Origin of the sequence: Thalassotalea atypica (assembly GCF_030295975.1) — a bacterium.
Classification (GTDB): Bacteria; Pseudomonadota; Gammaproteobacteria; order Enterobacterales; family Alteromonadaceae; genus Thalassotalea_F; species Thalassotalea_F atypica.
In genome coordinates this window covers 3,990,276-4,005,623 of the sequence record NZ_AP027364.1, presented here as the reverse complement: position 1 = coordinate 4,005,623, position 15,348 = coordinate 3,990,276, and the positions used below count along the sequence as shown (strand labels likewise).

13 protein-coding genes and 1 pseudogene are annotated in these 15,348 nt (G+C 38.1%); 1 reads left to right on the top strand and 13 read right to left on the bottom strand.

Features of this window, described 5'->3' with window-relative positions:
• Positions 1 to 90: 90 nt before the first annotated feature.
• Genes QUE03_RS18000 through QUE03_RS17980 form a run of 5 tightly spaced genes read right to left on the bottom strand, consistent with a single transcriptional unit; the run spans position 91 to position 5,725 of the window.
• Positions 91 to 831 (bottom strand): VpsP family polysaccharide biosynthesis protein, encoded by a 741-nt coding sequence (locus QUE03_RS18000; protein ID WP_286263349.1) that lies wholly within the window; start codon positions 829 to 831, stop codon positions 91 to 93.
• A 33-nt stretch (positions 832 to 864) separates the two neighbouring features.
• Complete coding sequence (locus QUE03_RS17995; protein ID WP_286263348.1) at positions 865 to 1,590, bottom strand: tyrosine-protein phosphatase; 726 nt, start codon at positions 1,588 to 1,590, stop codon at positions 865 to 867.
• A 2-nt stretch (positions 1,591 to 1,592) separates the two neighbouring features.
• Positions 1,593 to 3,833 (bottom strand): GumC family protein, encoded by a 2,241-nt coding sequence (locus tag QUE03_RS17990; protein WP_286263347.1) that lies wholly within the window; start codon positions 3,831 to 3,833, stop codon positions 1,593 to 1,595.
• 11 nt (positions 3,834 to 3,844) lie between these two features.
• Positions 3,845 to 4,387 carry a polysaccharide biosynthesis/export family protein gene (locus tag QUE03_RS17985; protein ID WP_286263346.1) on the bottom strand — a complete coding sequence of 181 codons (543 nt, stop codon included), beginning with the start codon at positions 4,385 to 4,387 and terminating at the stop codon, positions 3,845 to 3,847.
• A 51-nt stretch (positions 4,388 to 4,438) separates the two neighbouring features.
• Positions 4,439 to 5,725 (bottom strand): outer membrane beta-barrel protein, encoded by a 1,287-nt coding sequence (locus QUE03_RS17980; RefSeq protein WP_286263345.1) that lies wholly within the window; start codon positions 5,723 to 5,725, stop codon positions 4,439 to 4,441.
• A gap of 375 nt (positions 5,726 to 6,100) precedes the next feature.
• Here QUE03_RS17980 and QUE03_RS17975 point away from each other — a divergent pair, with 375 nt between their 5' ends.
• Positions 6,101 to 7,504: an undecaprenyl-phosphate glucose phosphotransferase gene (locus QUE03_RS17975; RefSeq protein ID WP_286263344.1), complete on the top strand. Its 1,404-nt coding sequence runs from the start codon at positions 6,101 to 6,103 to the stop codon at positions 7,502 to 7,504.
• A gap of 52 nt (positions 7,505 to 7,556) precedes the next feature.
• Here the strand turns inward: QUE03_RS17975 and fcl are convergent, their stop codons facing one another.
• The 8 genes and pseudogenes from fcl to QUE03_RS17935 form a co-directional block, all read right to left on the bottom strand.
• A complete protein-coding gene (gene fcl / locus QUE03_RS17970) occupies positions 7,557 to 8,519 on the bottom strand; it encodes a GDP-L-fucose synthase (RefSeq protein WP_286263343.1) in 963 nt (320 codons plus the stop codon).
• Between the two features lies 1 nt (position 8,520).
• Entirely contained in the window at positions 8,521 to 9,645 is a 1,125-nt protein-coding gene (gene gmd / locus QUE03_RS17965) for a GDP-mannose 4,6-dehydratase (RefSeq protein ID WP_286263342.1), read from the bottom strand.
• A gap of 315 nt (positions 9,646 to 9,960) precedes the next feature.
• Positions 9,961 to 10,716, bottom strand: coding sequence for a PEP-CTERM sorting domain-containing protein (locus QUE03_RS17960; RefSeq protein WP_286263341.1), 756 nt, complete (start codon positions 10,714 to 10,716; stop codon positions 9,961 to 9,963).
• Between the two features lie 197 nt (positions 10,717 to 10,913).
• On the bottom strand, positions 10,914 to 12,125 hold the full coding sequence (locus tag QUE03_RS17955; RefSeq protein WP_286263340.1) for a WcaI family glycosyltransferase: 1,212 nt from the start codon (positions 12,123 to 12,125) through the stop codon (positions 10,914 to 10,916).
• Positions 12,122 to 13,042, bottom strand: a complete 921-nt coding sequence (locus QUE03_RS17950) for a glycosyltransferase family 2 protein (RefSeq protein WP_286263339.1) — start codon at positions 13,040 to 13,042, stop codon at positions 12,122 to 12,124. Before QUE03_RS17950 ends, QUE03_RS17955 begins: the two co-directional genes overlap by 4 nt.
• A 51-nt stretch (positions 13,043 to 13,093) precedes the next feature.
• A complete protein-coding gene (locus QUE03_RS17945; RefSeq protein WP_286267911.1) occupies positions 13,094 to 13,642 on the bottom strand; it encodes an LbetaH domain-containing protein in 549 nt (182 codons plus the stop codon).
• Positions 13,643 to 13,678: 36 nt separating this feature from the next.
• Positions 13,679 to 13,930 (bottom strand): annotated as a pseudogene (locus tag QUE03_RS19675) (DapH/DapD/GlmU-related protein); the annotation flags it as partial.
• Positions 13,931 to 14,207: 277 nt separating this feature from the next.
• Positions 14,208 to 15,347: a glycosyltransferase gene (locus tag QUE03_RS17935; RefSeq protein ID WP_286263337.1), complete on the bottom strand. Its 1,140-nt coding sequence runs from the start codon at positions 15,345 to 15,347 to the stop codon at positions 14,208 to 14,210.
• Between the last annotated feature and the right edge of the window lies 1 nt (position 15,348).

Genomic DNA, 15,348 nt, shown 5'->3' with positions numbered 1-15,348 from the left:
AACTAGTCGACAGATGGAACGAAGCAACTTTTACATTTAAGTATTATGATATGACTTTGAACTTAGCATAAGAAAAGTATAACGAACAGGTTAAGAGCGACTTGACGTAGTCTGACAAAACTTCTCTTTTTTAACTTCATCTTCAATATTGAAATTAGTTACCCAATTGCATGCTAGCTGTTCGACGTTGTGCCTTTTTACAATTGTTAGCGCTAAGGCATTAATTTTATTTCTTGGGTCTTCGACCATGAGTTGTAAGTGCTTTCTTAATCCTTTAATTATTTTTGCTGAAAAAACGCTTTTTGATTTGTATAAATAAAAGCCGACTTCAAGCCAGGCTTCATGTACTTGATCGCTATTTTCACCAAATTTGTCGGCCAGAAAGAGGTATTCAACTAGTTGTTGGTCGATTTCATTCAAACGCCATTTTAATGTAGCTAACGTCGCCCATGTGCCGGGCCAAGTTGGCCTTAATTCAGTTGCTCTACTGTAGTACTTTCTTGCTTCGTTAAAGTAGTGCATTTTATCGGCCTGCTCGGCGGCGTGGAGACCACCCCATTCATAAACAAGGCCGAGAGTAATTAAATATTGTGGGTTATTTGGATGGGTATTGTTGGCTCTATGTATGATGGTTAGTGTTTGGTTCAATTCTTCATCGTTTGTTATTTGTTGGTTATCTCGCCAATATTCTAACGTTTGATGAACGCGATAAAAGTCTAAGTTTGCCTTTCCCATTTTTGCCGCTTGTACAATGCCAAATAAACACAAAAGCGTGAGTACTACTAATATTATCGGTTGAACATTGGTAAAGCTGGCTAATTTGAATTTCACAACGTCAGTCCTGTGCAAGAAAGGAGTTTGTATTTAAAAGAACTTATTAGCACTTATTTTTAATGGCGTTTTATAGACTAATTCTTGTGCTCGAGCCTCTCCAACAATTTTTGCTGCAAGAGTTTTTCCTTCACGTAATTTAGGAGGTCTCCGCTTTATGTTGTGAGTATCGGTAGCGATTATATCTACGAAATTCTTTTTTAATAGGTATTCTGCTAACTTCTGGGGTTCAGCTCCAAAATCACCACAAAGTGACGATGCGGTTATTTGAAACAGACACCCCGCACGCTCTAACTGATTGAATTTTGTGTAATCTGCTAAAATGTCTCTGTTTCGTTCAGGGTGGGCGATCATGGGTAGAATATTTTCGTTTTTTAGCCACTTGATGAGTTGCTCTGTACCAGCTGGTATATGGCTATGAGGGAGCTCTAACAATAAAACCTGATATTCATTCCAATGACCAATAAAGGGCAAGGTATTTTGCTTTGCTAGCAGCATGATTTCTGGACAAATTCTGACTTCTGCCGCAAATGCTAATTGAATAGCCATTCCCCGTTCGTTTACTACGCTTTGCAAGTCGTCAAACGATGCCGAAATTTGCCTCATCGTGTTATCAAATCGCCCCAATTGAATATGAGGAGTGCAAACCATATGGGTGATACCGTTTGCTATAGCGGCGTCTATCAGTGCGATACTTTCAGTCAGGTCAACAGCACCATCGTCAATATTTGGAAGGATATGACAATGTAAGTCTATCATTGCTAGACAGGTGCCTTGTTTTGCTCTTCAGCGGATGAGGATACGGAAGCATTGTAACCGTACTGGTCATAATAACCTGTGTACTCGCCATACTTACCCGCCTGCTTCAAATCAACTTGATTGAGTACGATGCCGTCAATTCTGGCACCCGCTTCCATTAAACGGCTTAAACCAGACTTAATCACTTTCTCGCGTGTACTATCTGCTTTGACAATGTAGACTAATGAGTCGCTTTGCTGAGCGATTAGTATCGCGTCACTTACTGCTTGTGTCGGTGCGGTATCAATGATGATGCGATCATATTTCTCTTTCACCGATTCAATCAATTGTGTGAATTTTTTCGACGCAAGCAATTCTTGTGGGTTAGGAGGAAGTGTTCCTGCGGCAATGATATCGATACCTGATTGTTCATCTCGCACTAAGCACTCAGAAAGCGTATGGGTTCCAGAAATGATATTTGATAAACCCGGTTGAAATGCAGGTAAGTCAAACACCTTACCTACTGCAGGGCGGCGCATATCAGCATCGATCAACAATACTTTTTCAAGCTGAGCCAAGGCAAATGATAGGTTTGTAGAAACCGTAGTTTTACCTTCTTGTGGTATAGACGATGTGACTGAAATAACTTTCGCTTCATGTTCAATATTTAGCAATAATAAACTGGTGCGCAATGTTCTAATGGACTCACTAAACGCATGCTCTTTTGAATCAAAAAATATTTTTGATGGCAGTCTTTCACCACGTGCAACTTTTTGCAGTGGAACCAACCCTAACATGCGTTGCAGTAGTTTATTCTCAATATCATCAACGGAACGAATCCCGTCATTAAGTAACTCTGAAATAAACGCTAAAACCGCGCCAAAGACAAGGCTAATGATCATTGATAAGCCGATAATCAGTTTTTTCTTTGGGTTTGACGGAGCAAGTGGAGGCTGTGCACGATCAACCAAACGGGCGTTAGCAGATTCAAACTCTCCAACCTCTTTTGTTTCTTTTAAGCGTGTAAAAAAAGCGTTATAAAGGTATTGATTGCTCTCTACTTCTCTTTTTAACTCTTGTTGTTTTGAGTCTAAAACGGATAACTCTCGAAAGCGTTGACCTTTAGATTGAACTGCTTTTGCAAGGCCACTCTCTTGCGCTTTGGCCGATTTGTATTCGTTGTTAATGCCTGAAATAAGTACCTGAACCTGATTGTTCATATTTTCGTTAACTGATCTAAGTTCAGATATGGCCGCAATCATCGTTGGATGCTTTGGACCAAACACGCCTTGAAGCTCTGAAACTTTAGTTCTTACTGCCTGAAGGGATTCGTTGACACTTTGTATAGATGCATGATTTAACACTTCAGGAAGCGCAATTAATGCAGAGATATCGCCTTTTTTTTCTTCAATTAGCTGATAGAGTTGTTCATTTTGCTTAAGTTGTTGTCTTGCGGCTGATAGGCGTTGGTTGAGCTCTTGAAGCTCTTTTGCTTCTAAACTTTTTACGCCATCTATATCTATTAACTGCTCTTTATTTTGATAATCCCGTAGCACTCTTTCAGATTCGTCTAGCTTATTTTTTAACGTACTGAGTCTATCATTAAGCCAAGTAGATGCTTTTTCAGTCATTTCAAGTTTAGATTCTAAATGACTTTCTATGTAAACCTCGGCCAAAGTATTGACAATGCTAGCCGCAAGATCAGGTGATTCAGAAACAAACGAAATTTTTGCTAGTTGAGTTTTTCTGATGGGTGATATTGACAGCCGTCTAATAAATTCATTGGCAACTACTCTATTTTTTATGCTTAACCTTTGGCTTTCAGTATAAGTATATTTTTCTTGAGGTAAAAAAGGTAAAAATGATTTGATCATTCCGACAATATCAAAATTCTCTTTTTTTCTATCAGGATCAAACTCTGGATGTGAGACTAAATTAAGTTTATCAATAACCCGTTGAGCCAAATGTTTAGATTTTAAAATTTCAAACTGGGTAAAAAGATACTCATCTTGGCCTGAATCTATTCCATAGACTTGCTCAATGGATACAACGTTAGCTTGTTCGGCTTGGATAAGAAGTGTGGCCGTAGCGGTATATTTAGGAGTCGTTGAGAATACAATGACGGTGGCCAATATAGTTATTGCAAACGCTAGACTGAGAATGCTCCATTTCGCTCTGTAGATAACTTTAAAATAAGTTTGTAGATCGATGGTTTCATCACCAGTAGCTGGTTGTTTATTTGACTCTATTAGGGCAATGCTCATTCACTCAACTCTTAAAAGTAACTTTGTTTAACGGTGATGATGTCACCTGGTTGAAGCAATTCATTGCCATCAACATTGATAGATTTTTGTTCAGGATCACTGCTTCGAATAATAAAAATTTTTGACAGTGATGCTCGTTCAGTATAACCACCAGCTAGTGCTACGGCTTTATTGATCGTAAGCCCAGGCTGAAAAGGGTAGCCACCAGGTGTTTTCACTTCGCCATCAATAAAAAATGGACGGTATTGAATGACACTGACAGAGACATTCGGGTGAATCAAATAGTCTCCCTTTAGCCCATTTAGTATTTGCTGTTGAAACTCTTCTAGTGTTTTTCCAGATGCTTGTAGTTGCCCTAAAAATGGATAATCAATTTTACCATTATCATTTAGCATGGTTTCTATAGATAGATCATCTTGGCCAAAAACGGTAATTTTTATAACGTCTCCAGCCCCTAATCGATAATCTTTTTGATCTCGGGCATTGGCGTTCGCCTGTATAGCCAAAAGTACAATGGCTACCACTATGTAGATGAAATGACTATTTTTAAACATAATGACTTCTTTAAAGTTACCAATATATAGCGTACTAGCTTTCAATGTTAATTAATATAATGCAAGACGTACGCCTAGGGTTACTAATTCTCGATCATAATTGAGCAGCTCTCTCGTACTGTCTCGATCTATGTAATCATATGCTAACGAAAAGCTCACCCAATAAGACATGTCATAATACAGCGCGAGCTTCACTGAAGTATTATTATCTTCGCGTATTTTCCCCGTTAAGCCGGTATAAACATCTTTATTTTCGGCATAAACTACCTCGCTACTAATGCGATCTCTCCATTCATGACGCCAATCTGCTGAGTGCTGGGTGCTATTAATTACATAGCCATTCCCTATGGCAGACTCGATGAAGAAGCCTTCACCATTTGTTTCTTCTATTCGACGACCTGTCTTAAATGTAAAATGAGAATACGTTTTAGGCGCCCAATCAATTTCAGCTTCCCATTCAACATTATAGAAATTTTCAAAAAGTGGGTTATCAAACTCTTTTTCTTTATAACCGACCTTGGCAAAGCCTGTTGTTAGCGCCGTAGCCTCCCACTTTGCACCAACAAATACGCGGCTTTCATTACTCGACAGCTCTTCTGCAGGTGTTGGAGTATAGTCATAATCGTACTCTGTTGACCAAGCTTCAATTGTTAAATCAGTCGCAGCCCCAATTTTGTAATAGAAGGTTCCACCAAATTCTTCGGTTGTTCTATCTCGAGCTGCGGTGCTATCAAATGGCTCTCCTGTAACAATACTTTCAGTAAAAACACTACGATAGTCATTGTCAAAATAACCTACTTCCACTTCTAAGCGCATATCTGCTTCCAATGCGCCAAAAGTATATTGAACACCACCATATATTTGTTCGTATGTATCAGGCTCTTCAAGCAAACCACCGGTACCAATTGAGAATCGACTGCCGCGCTCTTCATGGCTGTCAATATAACCACCTTGAAACATCAGTCTATGACGCTGATTAATCTCGTAGTTTAACTTTCCTGAGATATCATGATCGTTGTAGCTATCATCTTGAGCTGCATGGTATGCACCATGGGTGAAGATCCAATCTATTTCAAAATTATGCTTACCGAACTCACCAAATTCCCGTGTCAATTTAACGTTAGGTTGGAAAATGGTTAGCCACGAATTAATATCTTCGATATTGGTGGATGCAACATTACTGTCGTAACGTTGTTGAATATTAAGAAAAGGAGTTAATAACATACCGCCAGCGATAGGTATACTCTGATCATCCCTTTCATCTTCGTTAAACGATGATGCATTTCCTGCATGTGCGACACATAAAGTTAATAGTACAGCACTAGTTGTAAAGCGCATGAAGCTTCCTTTCAAATAATTATATTTTTAGCTGCTTACGAAGTTAGAAAGGAGAGTTTCACCTAACAAGCCGACATAAACTACATTGGAGAGCATTAATCATCGTCTCTGCTCGTGAAATAGCATTTTTGTTATTTTTACAGTTAAAGAACAAGTACGTAATTAATGTTTACAAATAATGATTGAATACTAAACAATTGAGCTCTAAAAACCAATTAATTTAGTAGTTACCACCATATTAATTTTGAAGATTGTAACTAAATTTCGTAGGCATTTGAAACAATATGTAATTGCTTGTGGCATTGATTTCTTTTTTCTTAGTAAATATAAGGTTAGACTTAAAAGCGTCATATAATTGTGGAACATTAACAAACGATGTCTAGTGGTTTACTTAATACCATTCAAAGTAGTTTTTCATCGCTTTATCGAGTCATTGACTTAGTCGTTATTGGCTTCACGTTTTTTGCGTGTCTGTTTTGGTATCAAGTCCCTGTCACTATCCACTATCAATTAGTATTACTTATCAGCTTAACCTGCTTCTTATTTTTTGGGCAAACGGTAGATTTATATCGTTCATGGCGAACATCAACTACGTTAGCCATGGTGTCTTATGCAGTGTTAACTTGGGCCTTGAGCTGCGTCGTGTTAATCACTTTAGCTTATTTTACTAAATTGGGTGTTGTCTATTCTCGACTCGCAATTGGTACTTGGTTTGTAGTTACTTCCTTTGGCTTAGTAATTTGGCGAATATTTTTCAGGGAATTACTCTTTTATTTTCGAAAATCCGGAGCAAACACTAGGTCTGTAGTTATTATAGGCGCTACATCTTCAGGTTTGAAATTAGCCCAACAAATTCAGAATAATCCGCAGTTAGGGTTAACCATTGAAGGAGTATATGATGATCGGGAAGCCTCTCGCCTGCCCTTAGAATTGCAAAACTCTAAGAAAGGAAATATCAAAGATGCTCTGGCGTTAATTAAGTCAAAACATGAAGTGAATCAGGTTTTTGTTGCGATGCCGCTAAAAGCAGAAGAGCGAATTACTGAAATTTTAAGTGAGCTTCGAGACTCAACAGCTACCGTGCACATTGTTCCTGATTTTCTTATTTACAATCTACTTCATGCAAAATGGCAACAAATAGGAAACATGGAAACGTTGAGTGTTTATGACTCACCTTTTGAAGGGTTTAATGTCACGATTAAACGCGTGGAGGATATTGTGTTGAGCATCGTCATTTTATCTTTAATTCTTATTCCTATGTTTTTTATCGCAATACTAGTGAAGTTAACTTCAAAAGGGCCTGTCTTATTCAAGCAAAAACGCTATGGATTAGACGGTAGGGAAATTAAAATTTATAAATTTCGCTCAATGGCACTTGTGCAAAAGGAGGTTGATAAAGTCAAACAAGCAACTAAATTTGACGCCAGAATCACTCCCGTTGGAGCATTTTTAAGGCGTACTTCTCTAGATGAACTGCCTCAATTTTTTAATGTATTACAAGGTAGTATGTCTATTGTTGGGCCGAGACCTCATGCTATTGTCCATAATGAAGAATATAGACAACTTATTGATGGATACATGCTTAGGCATAAAGTAAAACCAGGTATTACGGGTTGGGCGCAAATAAATGGTTGGCGAGGCGAGACGGATACTCTGGAAAAAATGGAAAAAAGAATTGAATTTGATTTAGCTTATATTCATCGTTGGTCGCTACTTTTTGATTTAAAAATAATTGTGCTTACTATTTTTAAAGGCTTTGTTAATAAAAACGCATATTAATAAAGCCTACTTAAAACATAAGTACTTTGATGACAGCTAACTTATTTATCAGCTATTGCCGTACCTGTTCTTGTGATAGGTACCATTGATATGTTCTGTTGAGCCCTTCTGGTAAGTCTATGTGATACTGCCAGCCTAAATTACTTAGTTGGGTCACATCTAATAACTTTCTTGGTGCGCCGTCAGGCTTGGTACTATCGAATACGATAGCCCCTTTATAGCCGACAACTTTAGCAACAGTTTCAACTAACTCTTTAATAGTGCAGTCGACGCCAGTGCCGACATTAAGATGACTTAGCATCTCATGGGTATTCTCTTGGTATTTTTCTGACGCTAAATTCATTACAAAAATTGCTGCACTGGCCATGTCATCAACATGAAGAAATTCTCTTTTAGGCTTACCTGAGCCCCATGCGACTACCTTTGGCAAATTTTCTATTTTGGCCTGATGAAAACGCTGGATCAGTGCGGGAATTACATGTGAGTTTGTCGGATGAAAATTATCGTGTTCACCATATAAATTTGTTGGCATTATCGAACGATAATTTCTGCCGTATTGCCTATTATAAGACTCACATAATTTTATACCTGCAATTTTGGCGATGGCATAAGGTTCGTTTGTTGGTTCCAATGTACCAGTGAGTAATTCAGATTCTTTGATCGGTTGGTTCGCAAGTTTTGGATAGATACAAGATGAGCCAAGAAACAAAAGATTGTTAATATCTGCCATATGAGAGGCATGTATCAAGTTGCATTGCATCATCAGGTTTTGATAGATAAAGTCCGCCGGATACGTGTTATTTGCGACAATACCTCCTACCTTAGCAGCAGCGATATATACTTGGTCAATATCTTCCGTTTGAAAAAAATTAACAACCTCAGCTTGGTTAGTAAGATCAAGCTCACTTCTGTTTCTTAGGATTAACTCTATACCCGCCTGCTCCTCTAGTTGGCGAACAATTGAAGAGCCTACCATGCCATTATGACCTGCAATAAAAACACGTTGTGTTGTCATGTTAACTCTCGTTACTTACGGCTACGTCATAGCCATGAGATTGCAATAGAGCATTCTTTTTCGCAATGTTTAGGTCATGCTGAACCATTTCTGTTACCAACTGCTCAAAGCTGGTTTCTGGCTGCCAACCGAGTAATTTTTTTGCTTTACTTGGGTCGCCTAATAGCGTTTCAACTTCAGCAGGCCTAAAGTATTTTTCGTCAACAGAAACAATGATATCACCAACTTGAACTTCTGTTGCATGCTCACCACTTACTTCAGCAACAATACCTTTTTCCTCTACTCCTTCTCCTTGCCATTGTAGTTTAATACCCAGCTCATTAGCCGCATGCTCGACAAATTGTCTTACCGAGTACTGCTGACCCGTGGCAATGACAAAGTCGTCTGGATTGTCTTGTTGGAGCATCAACCATTGCATTTTAACGTAATCTCTTGCATGACCCCAATCTCGCAGCGCATCCATGTTGCCTAAATACAAACAGCTGTCTAGACCTTGTGATATATTTGCCAGTGCTCGTGTAATTTTTCGAGTCACGAAAGTTTCACCTCGACGAGGAGATTCATGATTAAACAATATGCCGTTACTAGCATGAAGGCCGTACGCCTCACGATAATTTACTACCATCCAGTAGGCATACATTTTCGCTACGCCATATGGTGAACGGGGGTAAAAAGGAGTCTGCTCTGTTTGTGGGCTTTCCCTGACATCACCATATAGCTCTGAGGTAGATGCTTGATAAAAACGAGTCTTTTTCTCTAAACCTAAAAAACGAATGGCTTCTAATAGGCGTAATGTGCCTATGCCGTCTACATCGGCAGTATACTCAGGGCATTCAAACGACACAGCAACATGGCTTTGTGCACCTAAATTATAAACTTCATCAGGCTGAATTTTTGCCAATAGTCGGGTTAGATTGGAGGTATCTGTAAGGTCACCATAATGAAGAAACAGGTTCGGGCTTTCACTGTGTAGATCTTGATAGATATGATCTATACGTTCGGTATTAAATGAAGACGCACGTCGTTTTATGCCATGTACTTCATAGCCTTTGGCTAATAAAAACTCAGCAAGGTATGAACCATCTTGACCAGTAATACCAGTCACTAGGGCTACTTTATTTGTCATAGTAATCTCAAATTAATTTCAATTAGGAATAATGAACTAGATTAAGCTAAGTTACCAAAAGGTATAGATAATATAAACTTTTACCAGTCTGTATCGTTCAGAAAAATTCATAGCACTAGGGATTAACATCTATATAATGAGTGCTTATCGAGTTAAGTTAATTCAAACACTTATTTGAAGCAACATATGAATGTATTTGATAACAAACAGCGAAGGTAAGTCATTATTGAAAACCAAGAATTTAGTGGTTTAAAGAGTGCATATAACAGAAAAAGACCAAATATATGGTCTTTTTTAGATGACTTTAAGTTAAATTTATTTTTGTTTGCGTAAACGACTCATTCCCATAATGGCCAAACCTAAAGCAAATATATAAGCAGGCTCAGGAATTTGCGTAAGATCAGCTGAATCAATGAAACCGCCTTGACCATTTACATTGCCGGCACCAGCAAACGCAATTGACATAGTATCGCTAGTTGCCGTAAATTTTACTGAGTATTGCTTCCAACCATTTGCATCTTTGCCTTCTACATTTTGCCAAGCTACTCTATCTGAACTCGCAGAAGTCACGATATTTTGTGTCGCATCAAATCCACTTAAATCGCCTTCAAACGCATGAATATTGACATCATTATCACCGGCCGTATCTGTTCTTGGTTGATAGTAAAATGATAATCTATATGAATTCCCAACAGTTAAACCCATAACTGTTTGGCCAATAGCACCATTGTATTGAAACCCATCATCATCTAAATCGAACTCTAAAAATAAATCACCAGAATGAGCTACTACACCTACATTTGCACCTGTATGTAAAACTTCAACCAAGCCGTCATGATCTGAAAGAGGCAGTGTTTGCCAGCTAGGGATCTCAGAAAAAAGTCCCCAATTAAAAAAACTATCAGCATTCAATTTATCAAGTGTTGGGTTCGGGTTTTGAGCAGCGTAAATAACTTCACCTGCATATTCACCTACATTACCAACTTCATCAAAATTACCATTAACCAATAAGTTAGCATTTGCATTTATCGAAAAAATAAAACCAGACAAAACCAAAAGTCGTTTAATCATTTTCATTTTTACTACTACCTTTTCATAACTTTGGACAACATATTATCTCGATGTAACTATATGCACAAATCAAGCCATGGCAAATAAGTTCTTTAGAATCAATCTATTAGAATCCTGCTATGGAATGTCAATGCTAAAAAATACGTGAATGTAAAAAAAGCTGACACAAAATAACAGTGGCCTGTAAAGCTTGTATCTTATTGTATTGTAGCAATAAAATTGTCAATTATATGCTGTTGCCCAAAATTAACTTCCGCATAATGACGGGCTATTTCATTGCACTTTTGTGTATCAACGTTTAGCAGTGCCTCTATAGTTTGTATCAACAGACAGGGCTCTTCAGGATCTATGCAGTGATAAATTCCTGGGTTAGCTTTGCTTATGTTTGCTAATTCAGTGTTTTCTTCTGCTGTAATTATTGCGTGTCCTCCAGCAGATAAAATGTTGATTAGCTTTGATGGTAATACTGAGTCGGCAGCGCCCTTTTTTTGAACAACCAAATGAATATCTGCCATCGTAAGCAAATAGGGCATATCTTCCCAAGGTTGAATTGGTAAAAATATAACGTTGCTTAATCCCATTTTATTGGCATTTTGCTTTAGCTCAAGTTCATATGCTCCGCTGCCAACAATAAGAAACTTAACGCTATTAGCACTAATTTCTTTTGCAGCTTCCAATATGATATCTAATCCTTGTTTCAAGCCTAAGTTACCTGAATATAAAATTATCTTATCCATAGGCTCAAAACCCAGTCGAGCTTTATAAGTTGTGCTCACTTTTTCAGGTGAGACAAAGTTTATGTCTGTCCAGTTAGGAAAGTAGACTAGCCGGTTTGACTCAACACCTTTATGTTTTGCTTTTTCCAACATGGCGTTCGATATCGATGATACTTTGGTGAACCGTTTCATCAACCAAGACTCTACTTTACATGCTATTCGATTCAAAAAACCGCCGGTGCCCATTTTAAGACCGAACATTGCGTCAATTTCATAATCTTGAATGTGTAATACACTCTTAGCCCCCACTAATTTTGAATATATAAGGGCGGCGGGGACACAAAATAAAGTTGGCTGGACAATGAAAATCACATCGGGTTTCAATCGAAATAAACTGAATAAACGCAGAGCAGAGCTAAATGCAAAGCTAAACAAATGAATGATGCGCTTAAATGTGGTCAACTTTTTGGGAATATATAGCGGACATCGAAATACACTGATATTGCCAACAACCTCTGTTGCCCAATTATTTTCATAATCGTCATGTAGCGACCATTCCGGGTAATAGGGCTGAGCGGTTAGTACGTTCACGTCGATATGCTTACTACTCAAATATTGTGCGAATTCGCCGTTGTATTTACCTATACCTGTCAGCTCTGGCGCATAATTAATGCTATAAATTAAATATTTCACTTTAGTTTTAGACCAGTTAAATTTTCTAATGTGGCAATTTTTTCACTTGTGGAATGGCAATGTTTTAATTTTTGTTCTGCTTCATAAACACGGAGATCTACAAGGGCTCGATACCAAAGTCCCTGAAAAAAATGAAATGCAAAACCTCTCCTCCCATCAAGGAAACCTAGCCTTAAAATGTATCGGTAGAAGAAGTAAAATACTGGCCTAATAAAAATAGGAAGACGGTTATAAATATGCTCTTTAACAATTCTCTTTATTTTTGCCTGTGAATGAGTATTTTCAGCTTTTAATTGTTCATCTTTTTCGAATAAATGATACTTTCTATCCAGAATATCTATCATTTCTCGGTCGGCGTATTTATTATGCTTGTCTATCCACCAGCGCGTATTATTTAAATTATCATCGACAACATGGCCTAGTAGCTGCTGAGTAGTTCCATCACCCTTTAGAACTATATGTTCATCCATCCATCTATTTTCTATATTTCCGTGACCATGCCGCCAAATTCTTAATAAATTTAAGGGATAAACCGCGCCTTTTTTAATCCACTTACCTAAAAAGTGATATTTGCGACGAAGATAGAAACCATCGACATTTTGTTCTTGAGATAACACTCGAGGTAGTTCTTCGATAAGATCTGGCTCTATATATTCATCTGCATCCATTCGCATGACCCAAGTGGTTTGGATGGGGCAATTATCAAGTCCCCACTGAAACTGGTCCGCGTAATTTTTCCATGGGCGCTGATATACTTGCACACCTAATGATGCGCAAATTTCTAACGTTTTGTCAGTAGAGAAACTGTCAACAACAAATATTTGATTTGTCACGTTAAGAAGTGAGCTTAAACAGCGTTTGATATGTAACTCTTCGTTAAACGTCAGAATAACTACACTTAAAGAATTATCTTTCAATATTCATCCTTAAACAGCCAACCTATAGTAGAGGTAACAACTAATAATAAATTAAACGGGGGCATCACTTATTTGTCTTGGTTTTATTTTTACCGCGGGATTCCCTGCATAAACAAACCATGCATCAGTATTTTTAGTAACTACAGCTCTAGCACCAATCACACAGCCAGAGTTAATCGTAACCCCCGGCCCTATAAAAGCGCCTGCTGCAATCCAACACTGATCTTCTATATGAATATTTTTGTAAATAAGTGGATGAATTGAATTCGTATAATCGTGGCTAGCGGAGCATAAATAGCTATATTGTGAAACACATGAATGACTTCCAATGGTAACTTTTGCAAAATTATAAACCTCAACATTAACACCTAATGACGCATAATCGCCCATTTTCAAATGCCAAGGCATCCATATTTTTACGCCTTTACTAATGAGGCAACCTTTACCTATTTCAGCGCCAAACAGACGGGCAACAAAAATACGAACAGGGCTAAACATTTTCGGAAAAATGGGCCAATAAATGAATTGGCAAGCCAACCATAGTACACGAGCTATTTTAATTCTTGTGCTCCAGTTCTTTTGCTTTACACCTAAATTCACTTTGGTCAATTTTCAATACCTTTACTGTGTAATTCGCTACTTTCTATTTTTAGACGGCGGTAAACCTGCTAGCGAGTATTCTTTCATGGCCTTAACGTGATTTTGAATGCTCTCGTTGTCTTCAAAACGGTATTTAATTAGTTTGGCCGGAACCCCACCAACAATTGCACAAGAAGGAACATCTTTAGTGACCACACTGCCTGTTGCAATAATGGCACCTACGCCAATATTAATACCAGCCATAATAGTCGCATTATGACCAATCCAAACATCATGTCCTATATTGGTCGATTCTATTGTTGGGCGTCCAGAAAAAACAATAGGACATCCAACCTGTTCAAATAAATGATCAGTACCAACAATTGAAACATTTGTCGCCAACATCACATAGTTACCGATCGAAACTTTTGGACAAATGGATGCACCTCTGCCAATGTATCCATACGTACCCATGGTTAAATCTGAAGCTATATCACTGCCAAACTTCACATCACTGGTCGCATCTATTTTAAACAGCTTGCGTGGCATTAATTGCAACAGGTTACGACATCTCCTTAAAAACAATTTAACTTTCATAAGTCGCCTTTATTGCTTTCTTAATAAAATATAATTGCTTATCGGGTGTATACCGGCTCTCTATTTCTTCAATGCAGTTTTGTCGCACTTGTGGGATCGGCTCGCTTATAAATTTACGCATTGTCTCAACTAAAGAGCAAAAAGAACCATGCTCAAATAGCCAACCTGTTTTCCCGTGAATTACTGCTTCAAACTCTGGCATCTGACATCTTTCATCATCATGAGTTATAACAGGGACACCGTACGCTAAGCTGTGCATCGCAGTTAAGCCAATCTCACCTGGTGATATACATACATCACTGCTACAAATCAAACATGCTAGTTCGTTTTCATCATGACAAGCACCATAGAACGTAACATGTTTTTCCAAAGCATGCTTATGTACTAGTTGTTCTAAGTTAAGTCTCTCTGCTCCGTCACCAACAAAAAGTAGATTGGCGCTTAAATTCTCATCACGTAATTTAGCTAGCATTAAAATCAGTTCATGAAGCTTCTTATGGGCTGTCAGTCGGCCAATAAATAGCACCTGAATACAGTTCGGCTTTATAAATAACGAAGATTTAGTGGCGGAAAGTTGAGAAGGTGTGATTTGTTCTCTTAATACTTTTTGAGCATCGTAATCAAGAGAATTATAAATGGCGTGTAACTTTCTGGGCTCAATACCGTTGTGGATTAGGTTTTTCTTCGCCTTATCTCCATAAAGCAAAATGCAGTCAGCTAATTTTAAAAAACGTAACTTTAGCCGTTCCTTGAAAGAGTTGTCTCTTACAAAACCATGGGTCCAGAATAAAACCTTACCGCCTCTAATTTTTACCAGTAATACGGCCACCCATGTAGATATAAAGTACGGGCTTGCTAGAAAAATAACATTCTGATATTGCTCCTTTAATACAAGAGAAAGCAATTTTCGTTGCCACAACAACCCTTTAAACAGCCAAATGTTAGTTAATGAGTGAGTGAATTGGCTCTTCTCATCAAACACTTCCACTTTAATGTCATTGTTCGTGGTCTCGCCAGCTGCAACATAAAAGCTACCTTCGTTTATCATCGCCTCAAAGACTGCCTTTCTATAGTGGGGAACATAGTGATATACAACGAGGCTTTTGTTGTTAATTGTTCTATGTTTCATT

Coding starts and splice junctions, on each gene's coding strand:
- fcl (WP_286263343.1), bottom strand. CDS start 8,519: ATGACAACACAACGTGTTTTTATTGCAGGTCATAATGGCATGGTAGGC.
- QUE03_RS17960 (WP_286263341.1), bottom strand. CDS start 10,716: ATGATTAAACGACTTTTGGTTTTGTCTGGTTTTATTTTTTCGATAAAT.
- gmd (WP_286263342.1), bottom strand. CDS start 9,645: ATGACAAATAAAGTAGCCCTAGTGACTGGTATTACTGGTCAAGATGGT.
- QUE03_RS17975 (WP_286263344.1), top strand. CDS start 6,101: ATGTCTAGTGGTTTACTTAATACCATTCAAAGTAGTTTTTCATCGCTT.
- QUE03_RS17990 (WP_286263347.1), bottom strand. CDS start 3,833: ATGAGCATTGCCCTAATAGAGTCAAATAAACAACCAGCTACTGGTGAT.
- QUE03_RS17980 (WP_286263345.1), bottom strand. CDS start 5,725: ATGCGCTTTACAACTAGTGCTGTACTATTAACTTTATGTGTCGCACAT.
- QUE03_RS17935 (WP_286263337.1), bottom strand. CDS start 15,347: ATGAAACATAGAACAATTAACAACAAAAGCCTCGTTGTATATCACTAT.
- QUE03_RS17995 (WP_286263348.1), bottom strand. CDS start 1,590: ATGATAGACTTACATTGTCATATCCTTCCAAATATTGACGATGGTGCT.
- QUE03_RS17985 (WP_286263346.1), bottom strand. CDS start 4,387: ATGTTTAAAAATAGTCATTTCATCTACATAGTGGTAGCCATTGTACTT.